The organism is Vogesella sp. (assembly GCF_046297735.1).
Taxonomy (GTDB): Bacteria; Pseudomonadota; Gammaproteobacteria; order Burkholderiales; family Chromobacteriaceae; genus Vogesella; species Vogesella urethralis.
The window spans coordinates 164256-180096 of sequence record NZ_JBKBHK010000006.1; the positions used below are offsets into that span (position 1 = coordinate 164256).

Sequence of the window (15841 nt, forward strand, 5' to 3'; positions counted from 1 at the left end):
GGGCAGTAGGTACATTCGAAACATAAGGTCGAGTTCTAACGTTTGAGGTAAGCGGCAGTGAGCGTAGCGAACGAACCCCGCTTGCGGGGCGTCCGCTTGACCGAAGGGTTAGCCATTTGCTTTTAGCATGACGAAAGTTTCTCCACTCTTGCGATCATGCTGGAATATGAAGGGTACACCATTGATATTGACTTTGCTGGGTACTCTATTTAAGGATGGTACATTGGTATACCGACTAACTGCGCCTAGAAATTGAGTAGTTAGCCCATTGCTGCGCTGAGAAGGAGTGGTAATAACACACTCTTTGTCGGACTTAATTTGAACCCCCATACTTTGGTATTTATTGAAACCCATTTTCATAAAAACTACGTCGGTAATTTCAGTAATACCAAATGCCATTGCAGCTTGTGCTGCACCTGAGAAAGACGGCGCTGTTTTTAGGCAAATAGCCTCAAATGCTTTGATAGCCTCAACAGGCTCGATACTCTCGGTTTGGGCTGTTGACACTGCTTTGTTGTTTGCGCATGCCGATAGCAAGATGGCCGAAGAGATGAGTAGGTAGGTAAATTTCACAGAGATTTCCTTGTGTGAAAAGAGTGGGCTTACGCCCTGTTAATGGGCGAAAAATCGTTGGCTAAAATTAGCGACGAAGGAGCGCAAGCCAACGGTTTTGCGTCCCATTAAACAGTTTATTAACTCTTGTACCACGAATAATATTGAGTGATTATTACTAATAGAACTAACACTGCATTTAAAGTGTTTTTGCCCCACATTCTTTCTAACGCATTACAAAATTTAAGGACAGTGTAGGAGACAGAGAAAACGGGCACAAAATACAACGCCATCAATACACTTGTAATTACCCACATAAAAGTCATTGAAACAAGCATATAAACACTAATGACCGCCCCCATTAGCAGTACATGCGGACTTTCTGGTAGTGGTAAGCCCATCAGCAATGATTGCATATAAATGTATTGATATAGAAATGGGGTGTATTCAACACCAAGAAATATATCAATCAACGGCATAGCCAAAGCTAACGCGGATATTTGGGCCATATCTTTTAGGAAAGACAAAGAAAACTTATGTGGTTTTGTGTACCACTTTATGGAGAAAAATCCTATAAACGAATATACAAAAGCTTTAGCGAACATGATGTTTTGAGACAGTTCGTAACTGAATATGTATTTAGAAATAATAGTGGCAGCTAATAAAATTACAGCTGTTACCCCTAAAAGATTTGCTAAATAATCAACACCATCAATTGCTTTTAATTTGGTTAACCTCCCAAACTGTATTCCAAATGATTCGTCAATAATTGATATTTTTTCTTGGTATTGAGGCTTGAGACCTAATGATGATCTTGCTAGAGCTAATGGAACTAAAACATATAGGGTGGCGAGAACAAAGTCCATTTAGATGATTACACCTTATTTGATTAGAGAGTTAACGTGAAATATACACCTTTACAGGTGTATATTTGGCTTATCTGTGTGTATAACCATGCATGATATGCGCATTTGTCATTTTTTTACAAGCTATTGGGGTTGCCAATGCCTAAAAGTACACAGCCTGATGGGACTGCCGCGCCACGCTTTCTCGATGTGCTGCGGCAGACGCTGCGAGTCAGGCATTACAGCCTGCGCACCGAGCAGCAATACGTCAATTGCGTACGGCGCTTTTTGCGCTTTCACCATCATCGCCACCCTCGCGAGATGGGGGCTGCGGAGGTCAGTAGCTTCCTCACCCATCTGGCCGTTGAAGGTCAGGTGTCGGCATCCACGCAAAATCAAGCATTGTCTGCGCTTCTGTTCCTCTATCGTGATGTGCTGATGCTGAACTTGCCCTGGCTAGATGAGGTTGTTCGGGCCAAACCGTCCAGGCATCTGCCAGTCGTTCTGACGCGACAGGAGGTCGCGGCACTGTTGGTGCAGATCGATGGGCTGTACGCACTGCAACTGCGTTTGCTATACGGCACCGGCATGCGGCTCATGGAGTGCATGCGCCTGCGGGTCAAAGACATCGACTTCGGGCATGGCGAAATTCTGATCCGCGATGGTAAGGGGGCGAAAGACCGGGTGACAATGTTGCCTCAGAGCCTAGTGGCGCCACTACAGGCCCATCTGCAGAGGCGGCGCACTATCCATGAAGCAGACTTGCAGGCCGGCATGGCTGATGTGTTTTTACCCGATGCGTTGGCACGAAAATACCCGCATGCCGGGCAGGAATGGGGATGGCAATATGTGTTTGTCACCACTGGCTATGTGCGAGACCCGCGCTCTGGCGCACAACGGCGACACCATCAGGATGAAAAGCTACTGCAGCAAGCGATGAAGCGGGCGGTAACTGCTGCCGGGATTGCCAAGCAGGCCACACCGCATACGCTACGTCACAGCTTTGCCACGCATCTGCTTGAATCAGGCTACGATATTCGCACGGTGCAGGAGCTACTGGGCCACGCGGATGTCAGCACCACGATGATTTATACCCATGTACTGAACAAGGGAGGCCGTGGCGTGAGCAGTCCGCTGGATAGCCTGTGAGCGCATTATTTGTCGTGCCTGAAGGCACGCGACGATATTCTTTAGTGTCTGCTTTGCTGCAACTAGCTGCCAATGATATCGATGTTATCGACACCCAGCTTAGGCCGAACCACTGCCAGAGCCACTAACTAATCCGCACCTAACAAAATCCGCCCACCACCGAATCATTCTCCACCACACGTCCAGATACCCGATGCAGCCCATGCGGCCAACCTTATTCCGCCATAACCTGCACACCCAGCCATCCCGCCAACCACCTGCCAAGCGCAGCGCCATCGCGTATGCTGTCGGCGTTCCTTTGATGGTGCATACCGATGACGCAAGCGCTTCGCTTGGCCGCGCTGGCCCTGTGGCTGGCCAGCCTGCTGTGGCCGGCGGCTATTTCGCCGCACGGCGATACGCTGCTGGGTATCCAGCTGCTGGCCAGTGGCACGCTGCTGCTGGCAGCGTGGCTGCCGGTGACTTTGCCAGGTTCGCCGTGGCTGTGGCTGGGGGTGCTCAGTAACGGGCTGATGCTGGCCGAGCTGCACCGCCAGCGGCAGCCACTGCGGCCCACTACCGGCCTGGGCGCGCTGCTGCTGTTGCTGGCTGTGGCGGTGCATAACGTGCTGCTGATCCGGCCGCTGGTGGCGCTGCTGCCCAGCCTGCGGCTGCACGGCGCGTATTACCTGTGGGCGGCGAGCTTTGTGTTGTTGGCGCTGGCGGCGGTAAGCGAGCACCCGGCGCTGGCGCGTGGGGTGCTGTGGCGCAGTGTGCTATTGCTGGCGATCGCGCTGCTGACCGGCGTGGCCGGTGTGGTAGCGATCGTGCTGTGGCATTAACCAAGCTTGGCCACAGGCCGGCTCCGGGTCGGCCATGCCGCCAGCGGCCAGCGCAGCCGCCACCCGCAAGGCGCTTTGCGTGGCCGGTGGCCCACTGGCCCGCTGCGTGCGAGGCTGTCCTGCTTTGATCACCCGCCGTTGCACGGCACTGCGGCCTTGCTACGCCGGCTGCAGCATCGGCAGCGTCAGCTGGCCGTCGTGCTGGTAGGCCCGGTTGCGGCCGGCGTGTTTGGCGGCGTACAGCGCCTGGTCGGCGTGCTGGTAGGCGCGCAGGTAGTCGCTGCCCCCGTGCAAGGGGCTGATGCCGATGCTGAGGGTGAAGTCACCGCCCTGCCCGGCAATGGCTTGCTGCAGCTGGCGGATGAAGTTGGCCGCACGCTGCGGGCTGCCGTGTAGCAGTACGGCCAGCTCGTCCCCGCCCAGGCGGCCGGCCAGCTCGCCTGCGGCCAACTGTGCTTGCAGCAGGCGGCCCAGCAAGGCCAGGGTGCGGTCGCCGGCGTGGTGGCCCTGGCTGTCGTTGATGTGCTTGAAGTGGTCGATATCGATCAGCAGCAATACGTGCTGCGACGGCTGGCTGTCGGGCAGTTGCTGCAGCGCGTGCTCAAAGGCGTGGCGGCTGGCCAGGCCGGACAGGCTGTCGGTATTGGCGCGCTGCGCCAGGGTGGCCTGCGTGGCCAGCAGCGCCGCTTCCAGCCGGGCGTGTACCAGCACCAGATCGGTGAGGCTGCGCATGATGGACACCATCAACGACAGCAACACCACCAGCCCCACCAGCGTGTCGTGCGCGGCCACCTGCCCGGACAGCGATTGCCGGATGTCGTCGTACACGCGCCAGCCTTGCAGCGCGGCCAACAGCGCCAGACCCCACAGCAAGGCCCGTAGCGGCTGCGCATAGGGGCGCGAACGCCGGGCCAGCCAAACCTGCGGCCACAGCCATAATAATTGCAGCAGCGAGCTGCCATTGACGGTGGCGCGGCGCAGCGCGACGTCGTCCACCCACAGCATGGCGGCGGCCTGCAGCAGCAAACCCGCGCTGGCAATGGCATAACCGCCCCAGGCCGGCAGCAGGCGGGCATCGTCAAAAAAGCGGCGCAGGCCGTGTTCGTACGCCAGCGGGCTAAGCGTAAGCAACAGCGTGCTGGCCAGCAGGATGGCATGGTTGGGCAGCAGGAAAAACACCAGCATCACCAGATAGGCCATGCCGAGCAGGCCTTCGCTCCAGGCCCAGAACTGGAAGCCCGGTGCCGTCTGCCGATGGCGCCAGACGTAGCGCAGCATCGCGCCCAGCCAGCTGTGCAGCAGCGCCCCGAATAGCACCAGCAGCAGCATCTGCTCGTTGCTGAACATGCCTTGTCCTCCATCCCGCCCGTTCATGAACCGCCGCTATCTGATCATGCGCAGCGGGCTTTGGCGAGTAGCCAGGTCAATGGCCGTGCATTTCATGCATATTCATTGAATTCAACAGCCTGAATAGCATTATCAATTACAAATAAGCGCGTGGTGCCGGCGCGGCGGCAGGGTTTGGCCAGTATCACCGCGCTCCCCTGCGGCCAACTGCACCCGCTACGCGCATGAAAAAACCCCGGTCACAGGACCGGGGTTTTACGTTGCCGGTGGGCAAACAGCCAAACGCTTAGCCGTGCAGCTTGGCCAGTTGCTTGGCGATCACGTCGTGGTTCAGCCATAGCACCGGGCCGGCCGGGTTGGCCGCTTCGCCAAACATCAGCGGGCCGGTACCTTCCAGCACCAGCGCGCTGAGGTGGTCGGTCACCAGCGCGTTGCGGTCTTTGTGCTTGCTGGTGATGTCATCGGAGGTGCCGATCATCACCTCGGCCAGCTCGGGGGAGTTGTCCATCGGCCAGGCGGCAAAGTCGCGGAAGGCCAGCATGGTGGCGTGGGTGTTGTAGGCTTCGATCTGCGCCAGCAGGTCGTCAATGCTGTAACCGTCTTGCAGCAGCGCGTTGCAGGCCGCCCATTGTGCGTCGGTCCAGGCGCCCGGGGCTTCCTGGCGCAGCGCTTTCAGCAGCGGGAACAGCGACAGCTCCACGCCCACGAAGATGTCGGACGAGTTGGTGCGGATTTCCGGGCAGTTGAACACGGTGGCCTTCACGCCCTGCTGCCACGCGGTACGCGCGTGGTCTTCCAGGCGTTTCTTGGCGCCGCCCTGGGTGTAGTTGGTGTAGGTCTGCCACTGGTACTGGCCGTCGATCAGGATCTCGGTGCCGTGGTAACCGTAGGCGGTATAACGCACCTGGCCACCGCTGGCTTCTACCCGCTGGCGCAGCGCGGCGCTGCCGTCGATCAGGTATTGGAAGGTGTTGGCGGTAACTTCGTCGAAGTTCATCAGGATCAGCTTGCCCAGGTCGCTGTCCAGCAGCGCACGGGACGACATGAAGCGGTCGCCACGGCCTTTGTAGATGCGGTTGGCAATGGCCAGGAACACTTTTACTTTCGGGATGCCGCCGGCCATGGTGTGGGCAAAGAACACATTGCTGCCGTCGGCCACCAGCGGCTCCAGCTGGGCCATCACTTCGGCCACGCTATTCTTGAAGCGGGCGACGCCGGCTTCACGGCAGCGTTCGATCTGCGCCCAGTCCAGCTTTTCGTCTTGCCAGTTTTTCAGGGTCAGTACCGACAGCAGCTCGGTGGGCGTCGGCTCGCCGGCCGGCGCGTCCAGGTCGAAACCGGCCATCAGCGGCACGTTGATCACCTTGCCACCAATGCGGGCTTCGGCTTCGGCCAGCTCTTCGGCATTCAGCGGACGCAGGCTGTTGTCGGCGTCGCGGCGGCCAACGGTAAGGCCGATGATGGTCATGCCGGCTGCGCGGGCTTCGTTGATCAGGCCGTTGGCGTAGCCACGGCCGAACAGCTCGCCAAACAGGACGAAAACGTCGCCTTGGCGGAAGAGTTTGCCTTGCGGGAGGTCGCGCAGAGAGGTCGGTGCGTTCACTGATCGGGTCTCGAAAGTTAGATTAATGGCTCGAATTCTAATTTGAACAGGGCGCGCTATCAAATGCGCCCGTGTATGTCTTGTGTAACAAGGGTTGGCCGCAAAAGCACACACCCGGCTAGCGCCGGGTGCGGAGCGGCCTGCGGCAGCAGCCGCTTACGGCGCCGGCGGGCGCAGCGATTCCTGCCGCAGCAGCGGTTCCACCAGCTCGGCCGCCATCGGCTTGGCCAGCAGGTAGCCCTGTACCTGGTCGCAACCGTGTTCTTCCAGGAAGCGCCATTGCTCGATAGTTTCCACGCCTTCGGCCACTACCTGCATGTTCAGGTTCTTCGCCATATTGATGATGGCGCGGGTAATGGCGGTGTCGTCCTGGTCTTCCGGGATGTCGCGCACAAAGGAGCGGTCAATCTTCAGCTTTTCGGCCTTGAAGCGCTTCAGGTAGGCCAGGCTGGAGTAACCGGTGCCGAAGTCGTCGATCGACATGCGGATCCCCATCGACTGGATGGCGCGAATGGTCTGGATGGTGGCGTCCATGTCGTCCATGATCACGCTTTCGGTTACTTCCACGTCCAGGCAGCTACCCGGCAGCTGGTAGGCGGCCAACGCGTTGCTCAGCACTTGCACCAGGTCCTGGTGGCGGAACTGCAGCGCCGACAGGTTGACGCCTACCGTTACCAGCGGCAGGCCGGCGGCGTGCCAGGCGGCAATCTGGCGGCAGGCTTCGCGGATGACCCAGTTGCCGATCTGCACGATGAAGCCACGCTCTTCGGCCACGTCGATGAAGTGCAGCGGCCCCAGCAGGCCCAGCGACGGGTGGTTCCAGCGGATCAGCGCTTCGGCGCCGATGATCTTGCCACTGGCAATGTCCACCTGCGGCTGGTAGTGCAGCACGAACTCGTTGTGCTCCACCGCGTAGCGCAGCTGGCTTTCGATGGCCAGGATCTCGCGGGCGCGGGCGTTCAGGTCGGCGGTGTAGAACTTGTAGTTGTTACGGCCGCTGGACTTGGCGTGGTACATCGCCGCGTCGGCGTTGCGCACCAGGGTGTCGAAGTCGCGCCCGTCGTCCGGGAAGATGCTGATGCCGATACTGCCGCTGATCGACAGCGTGTGGTTGTACACCTCCAGCGGGATGCTGAACTCGGCCAGAATGCGCTCGGCCACGTGGGCGGCTACGGCGGCGTCGCTGATCAGCGGCAGCAGCACGATGAACTCGTCGCCGCCCTGGCGCGCCACCACCTCGCCGGTACCCAGTACCTTGCGGATGCGTTCCGACGCCATTTTCAGCAGGATGTCGCCGGCGGCGTGGCCCAGCGACTCGTTGATGGTCTTGAAGCGGTCCAGGTCCAGCAACAGGATGGCCAGCTTGCCGTTGTCGCGCACCGCGTTCTGGATGGCCAGTAGCGCCCGGTCTTGCAGGTGGCCGCGGTTGGGCAGGCCGGTCAGCACGTCGAAGTGGGCCAGGAACTGGATGCGCTCGTCGGCGGCCTTGCGCTCGGACTGGTCGCTGAAGATGGCCACGTAATGGGTGACTTCGCCGGCCGGGCTCTTCACCACGTTGATGGCCAGCCATTCCGGGTACACCTCGCCGTTCTTGCGGCGGTTCCAGACTTCGCCCTGCCAGAAGCCTTCCTCGCGCAGCTCGTTCCACATCGCTTCGTAGAAGTCGCTGCTGTGACGGCCGGAGGTGAGCACGGTGGGGCGCTGGCCCAGCACTTCGTCCTGGGCGAAGCCGGTGATTTCGGTGAAGGCGCGGTTCACCGAGCGGATCTGCACGTCGGCGTCGGTAATCATGATGCCTTCGGCGGTGTTCTCGAACACCTTGGCGGCCAACTGCATGCGCTCTTCGGCGGCGCGGCGCTCGGAAATGTCGCGCACCATGCGCCATACGGCGGTAATGCGGCCGGCGGCGTCGCGCATGGCCACGGTCTTGACGCTGACCGGAATCGGGTTGCCTACGCGGTTGATGTACTGCACTTCGAATTCGTCGCAGAAGCCGAAGCGCATCACCTTGTGGTCCAGGTTGTAGCGTTCCTGCGGCTCGCTCTCGCGGTCCAGCAGGCTCCAGAAGTTCTGCAGTTTCAGTTGGTCGAGGCTGTAACCCAGCAGGCTGAGGAAGGCCGGGTTGGCGTCGATGATCTGCCCTTCCAGCGAGCTGATGACAATGCCGTCCAGATTGGACCAGAACAGTTCGCGGTATTTGTTTTCGGAGCGGCGCAGCGCGTCTTCCACCTCGCGGCGGCGTTCGATGTCGGCCTCCAGCGCCAGCGTCTTGGACTTCAGCTCGTCGATCAGGCGCTTCAGCTCGGCGCGCATCCATTCCAAATGCTTGCCAACGGTGCCGATTTCATCATGACGGCCCCAATGAAAGGGCTCGTCCAGCTTCAGTGCGGCCAACTGCGTGGCCTGCTCCGACAGCTGGCGGATCGGGCGCAGAAAGCGCGAATGCAAAATGGCCATGATCAGCAACATGGACAGCAGCAGCTGCGCTACCACGATCATCAGCAGGTTCTTCAGCTGGTTGCGCTGGTCGATCGCCAAGTGTTCGGTGTCGAACTCGATACTGACCTGGCCAATGGCCTCGCCACGGTACACCACGTCTTTTTGCACGAAGGCCACGCTGCCGATACGGCGCTCGCTGCGCAGCGTAGAGAGGAACACGGTGTTGGACTGGGTGTCGGAGACACGGATGGAGATCACCCGCGGATCGTCCATCACCGATGACACCAGCGGCGCGCCGGCCTGGCGGCTAAGGTTCCATAGTGGCTCTTGCATGCCCAGCGCCACGATGTCCAGCAGGCGTTTTTGGTCTACCGCCAGCTGGTTTTCCATGCGCTCGCGCTGCAGGTTGAAACTGAGCACCGTAATGATGACGGCAGGTATCAGCAAACCCAGCACCAGCGCCATCAGGAACACTTGGCGCATAGACAAGCGCGAACCAATCAGGTAGCTGTCGAAGTTGTCTGGCTTCTGGGTCATGGAATCTCTTACCCCAAGGGCGTGGCCACAGGTATTTAGCAGTTATTTACACAGAATAAGCGCCCTTGCACGGATGCGCAAAGACGCTATCTGCATAGTATACACAGGGAAGGCCGGTTGCCGAATGCCGAACAGGGCGCCTACAATCGCCCGCTAATGATTTGAAAGGCAGATTACCCATGCAAAACAAACGCTTCGACCAGCTGATTTCCGCGCGCTGGATCATCACGGTGGAACAAGATGGAGTGGTGCTGGAAAACCACGCTGTCGCCATCGCCGACGGCCGCATTGCCGCCATCCTCTCCCCGGAGCAGATTGCCGGCGCCGACGCAGCAGAACGCATCGAACTGGGTAATCATGTGCTGATGCCCGGCCTGGTAAACCTGCACGGCCACAGCGCCATGACCCTGCTGCGCGGCATGGCCGACGACAAGGCACTGATGGACTGGCTGCAAAACCATATCTGGCCGGCCGAAGGCAAACACGTCAGCGACGCCTTCGTCTACGACGGCGCGCTGCTGGCGATGGGTGAGATGTTCCGCAGCGGCACCACCACCATCAACGACATGTACTTCTTCCATGACGCGATGGCACGCGCCGGCCTGCAAGCTGGCATGCGGACTTTCGTGGGCTGTTCGATCCTGGAATTCCCCACCGCCTACGGCCAGAACGCCGACGACTATATTGCCAAGGGCCTGGCCGATGCGGCCAACTACCAGGGCAACGAGCTGATCACCTTCACGCTGGCGCCGCACGCGCCGTACACCGTGTCTGACGATACTTTCCGCAAGGTGGTGGCACTGGCAGACCAGCACGACATGCTGATCCACTGCCACATCCACGAAACCCAGGATGAAGTGAACGGCAGCGTGGCCGAACACGGCGTGCGCCCGCTGGCGCGCCTGGACAAGCTGGGCATGCTCAGCCCGCGCCTGATCGCCGCCCACATGGTGCACCTCACCGACGAGGAAATCGCGCTGTGTGCCGAGCGTGGCGTGGCCATCGCCCACAACCCCACGTCCAACATGAAGCTGGCCTCCGGCATCGCCCCGGTACAAAAGCTGCTGGACGCCGGCGTGACCGTGGGCATCGGCACCGACGGTGCCGCCTCCAACAACAAGCTGGACATGCTGAGCGAAACCCGCATGGGCGCGCTGCTGGCCAAAGTGGGCACGCTGAACCCGGTAGCCGTGCCGGCCGCCACTGCCATCCGCATGGCTACCCAGCTGGGTGCCGACGCGCTGCATATCGGCGACAAGGTGGGCAGCGTCAGCGTGGGCAAGCAGGCCGACCTGATCGCCGTGGACCTGGCGCAGATCGAAACCAGCCCCAGCTTCGACCCGATTTCGCACATCGTGTACGCCGCCGGCCGCGAGCAGGTAAGCCACGTGTGGGTGAACGGCCGCAACGTACTGCGCGAACGCCAGCTCACCACACTGGACGAAGCCGATCTGAAAGCCCGCGCCGATGCCTGGCGCGTCCGCATTCTGGCCAAATAAGCAGGAAACCGCATGAGCAACGTAGACGAACTGGAACTAGATAAATTCAGCCAGCTGGCCCACAAGTGGTGGGATACCGACAGCGAGTTCAAACCGCTGCACGAGATCAACCCGCTGCGCTTGGGCTTTATCGATGACTTCGCCGCCATCGCCGGCAAAACGGTGCTGGACGTGGGCTGCGGCGGCGGCATCCTGGCCGAGAGCATGGCGGCGCGCGGCGCCAGCGTGACCGGTATCGACCTGGCCAAGAAATCGCTGAAAGTGGCGCAACTGCACAGCCTGGAATCGGGCGTCAGCGTCAGCTACCGCTGCGTGGCGGTGGAAGACCTCGCCGCCGAAGCGCCGGCCAGCTTCGACGTGGTGACCTGCATGGAAATGCTGGAGCACGTACCGGACCCGCAAAGCGTGGTACGCGCCTGCGCGCAGCTGGTAAAGCCGGGCGGCTGGGTGTTTTTCTCCACCCTCAACCGCAACGCCAAAGCCTATATGCTGGCGGTACTGGGCGCCGAATACGTGCTGAACATGCTGCCCAAGGGCACGCATGATTACGCCCGTTTCCTGAAGCCGTCGGAGCTGTCGCGCATGGCGCGCAACGCCGGCTTGGGTATCGAAACCCTGCGCGGCATGAGCTATAACCCGCTCACCCGCATCTACAGCCTGGGCGACGATACCGACGTCAACTACCTGATCGCCACCCGCCGCCTGGCCTGAGGCCGGCGGTTTCCCTTGCGGCCAACCCTGCCTTGCGGCAAGGTTGGCCGCACGTCATTCACGGAGCCCGCATGCTCACCTCTCCCCCCTTGCCGCCCAAGGCCCTACACTGGCTGGCCGAGCTGGGTATTCAGGACCGCAGCGCCTTGCAGGCTTGCGGCAGCGTGCGCGCCTTCCTGTTGCTAAAGGCCACCGGCCACACGGCCACCGACAAGCTGCTGTTCGCGCTGGAGGCCGCCGCCCGCGGCGTGCATTGGTCAGCGCTGAGTGAGACCGACCGCCAGTGGCTACGCCAGGCCGCCGCCCGGCACGCGCCGGTGCGGCCGCTGCCGCCGGCCGACGAACAGGCCAGCCACATGCAGCAGGCGCTGCAACTGGCCGCCACCGCTGCGGCCAACGGCGAAGTGCCGGTCGGCGCGGTGGTGGTAAAGGATGGCCGCATCATCGGCCGTGGCCACAATCAGCCAGTAGGCAGCCACGACCCCAGCGCCCACGCCGAGATGGTGGCGCTGCGGCAGGCAGCACAGGCAGTAGGCAACTACCGGCTGCACGGCTGCACGCTGTACGTCACACTGGAACCCTGCGCCATGTGCAGTGGTGCCATACTGCACAGCAGGCTGGACCACGTGATCTACGGTGCCCGCGAAGCCCGCACCGGCGCCGCCGGCAGCGTGATCGACCTGTTTGCCGACCGCCGCCTGAACAGCCATACCGCCATCGATGGGGGTGTGCTGGCCGACGACAGCCGGCAACTGCTGACCGCCTTTTTCGCCACGCGGCGTACGGACACCAACCCATGAAAACCTGGCTCACCCTGCTGGCCTTGCTGGCCGGCCCAGCGCTGGCCGACGACGCCAGCCTGATCACCACGCTGCAAGCCACCCCGCTGCAACCGGTACAGCTAAAGCCCAACCCGCGCACTCCCGGCGCACCGTGGCTGGAGGTGGGCGTGCGCAGCCAGCAGCTGGCGCTGTACGACGAGCGCGGCGTGCCGGTACGGCAATACGTGGTGTCTACCGCCAGCAAGGGCGTGGGCGAGCGCGTCAACAGCTACCAGACGCCACGCGGCTGGCACAAGGTGTGCGAGCGCATCGGCGACGGCATAGAACGCGACACCATCATCTACCGCCGCCAGATCACGCCGTGGAAGTACACCCCGCAGCTGCACGCCGAGTACCCGAACAAAGACTGGATCCTAACCCGCATCCTGTGGCTGTGCGGCCAGGAGCCGGGCGTTAACCAGGGCGGCGACGTGGACAGCTACGACCGCGCCATCTACCTGCACGGCGCCGGCGATCACGTTGCCTTCGGCACCCCCACCTCGCGTGGCTGCGTACGCATGCGCGGCGACGATATCATCGACCTGTACGACATCACCGCCAACGGCATCGACGTCTTCATCAACGAAAACCTGTAACCATGCTGAGCCTCACCACCCCTGCCCTGCTGTTCCCCGCCATTTCGCTGCTGATGTTGGCCTACACCAACCGCTACCTGGCGCTGGCCAGCATCATCCGCGGCCTGTACGACGACTACCAGCAAACGCCCAACGACAAGCTGGTACAGCAGATCGGCAACCTGCGTCGCCGCATTGCGCTGATCAAGGGCATGCAAAGCCTGGGCGTGGGCAGCCTGTTCCTGTGCGTGGTGGCGATGTTCATGATCTACACCGGTTGGCCGCTGGCGGCGCAGTACATCTTCGGTATCAGCCTGTTGCTGCTGATCTGCTCGCTGGCGCTGTCGCTGCTGGAACTGCGCATGTCGACCGACGCGCTGAACATCCTGCTGTCCGACCTGGCCGCCGCCGACGCCGAGCGCCAGCGCTAAGTTGGCCGCACGCTGGATAATTCATCCCATCCGACGCCCTTCACCGCTGGCACGCTGACAAGGCGCGCTGCACACAAAAAAAATGCCTCTCCCGCAGTGGGAGAGGCAAACACCCGTGTCGTACCTGCAAGGTTCCCTGAGGAACGCGCGACGGCATGTACCGCCGCTCTTGAAGCAGCTGTTCAAACAAGCACCTTGCGAGCCACTTTGTAGTGTTAGCCCCTGATTCCCTCGCGCGGCCCTGCTTAAACAAGCGTTTGAATAGTACGGGTTTTCCCTGATAAACAGCAAGCACCACCGTATACTCCACACGGCCGGTTGATGGCTTTACACAACACTAGCTGCCGGTAGCTGGCTGAATGTACAGGCAGATGCGCCGTATCGCCGGCAGGCTGGGGAATGCTAGAATCGGTTCATGGTCCGATTGCCGGACAAAATAAAGACAACGATAAAATGCATCCTCAGGAGAACGTCTTGAGCTTCAAGGCTAACGACTCATTAACCGAACAGATTGCACGTTATCTGGGCAACAAGATCGTCACCGGCGACATCGCGCCCGGCGCTCGCGTGCAGGAACTGCGTATTGCCGCCGAGCTAGACGTCAGCCGCGGCTCGGTACGCGAAGCCCTGCTGATTCTGCAACGCCGCCATCTGGTAGACATCTACCCGCGTCGCGGTGCCATCGTTTCCAGTGTTAGCCGGGACGATGTACGCGAACTGTTTGCGCTGTGGTTCCTGTTGCTGGAAGAAGTGGCAGTGCACTTGTCGGCCAACTGGCAGAACGACGATCTGGCCGGCTTCTTCGAGCTGATGACTGAACTGGGCGCACACCACCGCCAGGGCGATACCGAGGCGTTCTACCACAGCGGGGTCAACTTCCTCAGCCTGCTGTACCAGCACGCCGGCAACCGCTACACGCAACAGACGCTGTTTGATCTGCTGCCGCAGGCACAGCGCTGCCTGTACGCCATTCTGCGTACCGGCAAGAGCCAGCTGGACCGTACCCACAGCTTCCTCGACACCCTGCTCAAAGCCATCATCGCCCGCGATGAGGCCACTTTGCGTCAGATGGTGCCGGCCTTTGGCAATGCTTACAGCCTGCTGGCACAAGCCGCCGCCGACGAGCTGACACGCTAACCTGGCCTGCCGCCGTGCAAACAAGCAAAAAAGGGAGGCAATCATGCCTCCCTTTTTACATGGCCCCCAGCGGCTTAACGTCGGGTGTAATCGGCAAACTGGTACTGCAGACCGTTGGCCGCCACTTGCGGTGCCTGCTGCTCGACATGCCACTGCTGCGCATCCCAGGCCGGGAAACGGGCGTCGCCGGTGATATCCAGTGCAATGTGCGTCAGCGCCATGGCGTCGGCCAGCGGCAAGGCCTGGGCGTACAGGTTGGCCCCACCGATGATGCATACCTCTGGCGCATCCCCGACCAGCGCCAGCGCATCCGGCAGCGAGTGCGCCACCGTCACGCCATCGTGCCGCCAGTCGGTCTGACGGGTGATGACGATGTTGAGCCGCCCTGGCAGCGGCCGGCCGATGGAATCGAAGGTTTTGCGCCCCATGATCACCGGCTTGCCCAGCGTCACCGCCTTGAAGTGTTTCAGGTCTTCCGGCAGATGCCACGGCAGCGTGTTGTCGATACCAATGACGCGGTCGTTGGCCATGGCGGCCACCAGCACGATGCGCGGGCTCATACCGCCACCTCGGCCTTGATGTGCGGGTGCGGGTCGTAGCCTTCCAGCGTGAAGTCGTCGAAGCGAAAGGCAAACAAGTCGCGCACGTCGGGGTTCAGCTTCATCACCGGCAGCGGGCGCGGCTCGCGCGTCAGCTGCAGGCGCGCCTGCTCCAGATGGTTGCTGTACAGGTGGGCGTCGCCCAGTGTGTGGATGAATTCGCCCGGCTGCAAGTCGCATACCTGGGCAATCATCAGCGTCAGCAAGGCGTAGCTGGCAATGTTGAACGGCACGCCCAGGAAGATGTCGGCCGAACGCTGGTACAGCTGGCACGACAGCTTGCCGTCGGCCACGTAGAACTGGAACAGGCTGTGGCACGGCGGCAGCGCCATGTCATCCACCAGCGCAGGGTTCCACGCCGACACGATCAGGCGGCGCGAATCGGGGTTGCGGCGCAGCATGTCCAGCAGGTTGGCAATCTGGTCGATGTGGCGGCCATCCGGCGCTGGCCAGCTGCGCCACTGGTAGCCGTACACCGGGCCGAGGTCGCCGTTTTCATCGGCCCACTCGTCCCAGATGCGCACGCCGTTTTCTTTCAGGTAGCGGATATTGGTGTCACCGGACAAGAACCACAGCAGCTCGTGAATGATGGAGCGCAAGTGGCACTTCTTGGTGGTCACCAGCGGGAAGCCGTCGGCCAGGTTAAAGCGCATCTGGTAGCCGAACACCGAGCGGGTGCCGGTGCCGGTGCGGTCGGACTTGTCGGTGCCGTGTTCCAGCACGTGGCGCATCAGGTCGAGATACTGTTTCATGGGCGGCCATGCAGAAGTTGAAT

Annotated in this window: 15 protein-coding genes; 8 read left to right on the top strand and 7 right to left on the bottom strand. The window is 61.0% G+C overall.

Features of this window, described 5'->3' with window-relative positions; all coding sequences use genetic code 11:
• Positions 1-108 precede the first annotated feature (108 nt).
• Together ACK4FZ_RS09800 and ACK4FZ_RS09805 are read right to left on the bottom strand one after the other, a co-directional pair.
• Complete coding sequence (locus ACK4FZ_RS09800) at positions 109-573, bottom strand: hypothetical protein (RefSeq protein WP_409820300.1); 465 nt, start codon at positions 571-573, stop codon at positions 109-111.
• 119 nt (positions 574-692) lie between these two features.
• On the bottom strand, positions 693-1418 hold the full coding sequence (locus ACK4FZ_RS09805; protein WP_409820303.1) for a hypothetical protein: 726 nt from the start codon (positions 1416-1418) through the stop codon (positions 693-695).
• 138 nt (positions 1419-1556) lie between these two features.
• Between ACK4FZ_RS09805 and ACK4FZ_RS09810 the strand changes: the two genes are divergently transcribed.
• Together ACK4FZ_RS09810 and ACK4FZ_RS09815 are read left to right on the top strand one after the other, a co-directional pair.
• A complete protein-coding gene (locus ACK4FZ_RS09810) occupies positions 1557-2546 on the top strand; it encodes an integron integrase (protein ID WP_409820305.1) in 990 nt (329 codons plus the stop codon).
• A 314-nt stretch (positions 2547-2860) separates the two neighbouring features.
• Complete coding sequence (locus ACK4FZ_RS09815) at positions 2861-3367, top strand: hypothetical protein (protein WP_409820307.1); 507 nt, start codon at positions 2861-2863, stop codon at positions 3365-3367.
• Between the two features lie 159 nt (positions 3368-3526).
• Here the strand turns inward: ACK4FZ_RS09815 and ACK4FZ_RS09820 are convergent, their stop codons facing one another.
• The 3 genes from ACK4FZ_RS09820 to ACK4FZ_RS09830 all read right to left on the bottom strand — a co-directional run bounded on the left by ACK4FZ_RS09820 (position 3527) and on the right by ACK4FZ_RS09830 (position 9293).
• Positions 3527-4714 (bottom strand): diguanylate cyclase domain-containing protein, encoded by a 1188-nt coding sequence (locus ACK4FZ_RS09820; RefSeq protein ID WP_409820309.1) that lies wholly within the window; start codon positions 4712-4714, stop codon positions 3527-3529.
• 286 nt (positions 4715-5000) lie between these two features.
• Positions 5001-6317 (bottom strand): enoyl-acyl carrier protein reductase FabMG, encoded by a 1317-nt coding sequence (locus ACK4FZ_RS09825; RefSeq protein WP_409820312.1) that lies wholly within the window; start codon positions 6315-6317, stop codon positions 5001-5003.
• A 156-nt stretch (positions 6318-6473) separates the two neighbouring features.
• The gene (locus ACK4FZ_RS09830) at positions 6474-9293 is read right to left on the bottom strand and encodes an EAL domain-containing protein (RefSeq protein ID WP_409820315.1); all 2820 of its coding nucleotides are present in this window, start codon (positions 9291-9293) and stop codon (positions 6474-6476) included.
• Positions 9294-9472: 179 nt separating this feature from the next.
• Here ACK4FZ_RS09830 and ACK4FZ_RS09835 point away from each other — a divergent pair, with 179 nt between their 5' ends.
• From ACK4FZ_RS09835 to ACK4FZ_RS09860, 6 genes are all read left to right on the top strand, one after another.
• Complete coding sequence (locus ACK4FZ_RS09835) at positions 9473-10792, top strand: TRZ/ATZ family hydrolase (protein ID WP_409820317.1); 1320 nt, start codon at positions 9473-9475, stop codon at positions 10790-10792.
• 12 nt (positions 10793-10804) lie between these two features.
• The gene (ubiG, locus tag ACK4FZ_RS09840) at positions 10805-11503 is read left to right on the top strand and encodes a bifunctional 2-polyprenyl-6-hydroxyphenol methylase/3-demethylubiquinol 3-O-methyltransferase UbiG (protein ID WP_144373679.1); all 699 of its coding nucleotides are present in this window, start codon (positions 10805-10807) and stop codon (positions 11501-11503) included.
• A gap of 71 nt (positions 11504-11574) precedes the next feature.
• The gene (gene tadA / locus ACK4FZ_RS09845; protein WP_409820320.1) at positions 11575-12303 is read left to right on the top strand and encodes a tRNA adenosine(34) deaminase TadA; all 729 of its coding nucleotides are present in this window, start codon (positions 11575-11577) and stop codon (positions 12301-12303) included.
• Complete coding sequence (locus ACK4FZ_RS09850; RefSeq protein ID WP_409820322.1) at positions 12300-12920, top strand: L,D-transpeptidase family protein; 621 nt, start codon at positions 12300-12302, stop codon at positions 12918-12920. The genes tadA and ACK4FZ_RS09850 overlap by 4 nt, the downstream gene beginning before the upstream one ends.
• A 2-nt stretch (positions 12921-12922) precedes the next feature.
• Positions 12923-13330, top strand: coding sequence for a DUF2721 domain-containing protein (locus ACK4FZ_RS09855; protein WP_409820324.1), 408 nt, complete (start codon positions 12923-12925; stop codon positions 13328-13330).
• A gap of 474 nt (positions 13331-13804) precedes the next feature.
• Positions 13805-14467, top strand: coding sequence for a GntR family transcriptional regulator (locus ACK4FZ_RS09860; RefSeq protein ID WP_409820326.1), 663 nt, complete (start codon positions 13805-13807; stop codon positions 14465-14467).
• Positions 14468-14541: 74 nt separating this feature from the next.
• Here ACK4FZ_RS09860 and ACK4FZ_RS09865 read toward each other — a convergent pair whose 3' ends face one another.
• A complete protein-coding gene (locus ACK4FZ_RS09865) occupies positions 14542-15027 on the bottom strand; it encodes a dihydrofolate reductase (RefSeq protein WP_409820328.1) in 486 nt (161 codons plus the stop codon).
• The gene (locus tag ACK4FZ_RS09870) at positions 15024-15818 is read right to left on the bottom strand and encodes a thymidylate synthase (protein WP_409820330.1); all 795 of its coding nucleotides are present in this window, start codon (positions 15816-15818) and stop codon (positions 15024-15026) included. Before ACK4FZ_RS09870 ends, ACK4FZ_RS09865 begins: the two co-directional genes overlap by 4 nt.
• Between the last annotated feature and the right edge of the window lie 23 nt (positions 15819-15841).

What these genes read in the sequence shown, in the direction of transcription:
- ACK4FZ_RS09835 (WP_409820317.1), top strand. Translation starts at nt 9,473, where the DNA reads ATGCAAAACAAACGCTTCGACCAGCTGATTTCCGCGCGCTGGATCATC.
- ubiG (WP_144373679.1), top strand. Translation starts at nt 10,805, where the DNA reads ATGAGCAACGTAGACGAACTGGAACTAGATAAATTCAGCCAGCTGGCC.
- ACK4FZ_RS09805 (WP_409820303.1), bottom strand. Translation starts at nt 1,418, where the DNA reads ATGGACTTTGTTCTCGCCACCCTATATGTTTTAGTTCCATTAGCTCTA.
- ACK4FZ_RS09865 (WP_409820328.1), bottom strand. Translation starts at nt 15,027, where the DNA reads ATGAGCCCGCGCATCGTGCTGGTGGCCGCCATGGCCAACGACCGCGTC.
- ACK4FZ_RS09830 (WP_409820315.1), bottom strand. Translation starts at nt 9,293, where the DNA reads ATGACCCAGAAGCCAGACAACTTCGACAGCTACCTGATTGGTTCGCGC.
- ACK4FZ_RS09850 (WP_409820322.1), top strand. Translation starts at nt 12,300, where the DNA reads ATGAAAACCTGGCTCACCCTGCTGGCCTTGCTGGCCGGCCCAGCGCTG.
- tadA (WP_409820320.1), top strand. Translation starts at nt 11,575, where the DNA reads ATGCTCACCTCTCCCCCCTTGCCGCCCAAGGCCCTACACTGGCTGGCC.
- ACK4FZ_RS09855 (WP_409820324.1), top strand. Translation starts at nt 12,923, where the DNA reads ATGCTGAGCCTCACCACCCCTGCCCTGCTGTTCCCCGCCATTTCGCTG.
- ACK4FZ_RS09815 (WP_409820307.1), top strand. Translation starts at nt 2,861, where the DNA reads ATGACGCAAGCGCTTCGCTTGGCCGCGCTGGCCCTGTGGCTGGCCAGC.
- ACK4FZ_RS09810 (WP_409820305.1), top strand. Translation starts at nt 1,557, where the DNA reads ATGCCTAAAAGTACACAGCCTGATGGGACTGCCGCGCCACGCTTTCTC.
- ACK4FZ_RS09870 (WP_409820330.1), bottom strand. Translation starts at nt 15,818, where the DNA reads ATGAAACAGTATCTCGACCTGATGCGCCACGTGCTGGAACACGGCACC.
- ACK4FZ_RS09820 (WP_409820309.1), bottom strand. Translation starts at nt 4,714, where the DNA reads ATGTTCAGCAACGAGCAGATGCTGCTGCTGGTGCTATTCGGGGCGCTG.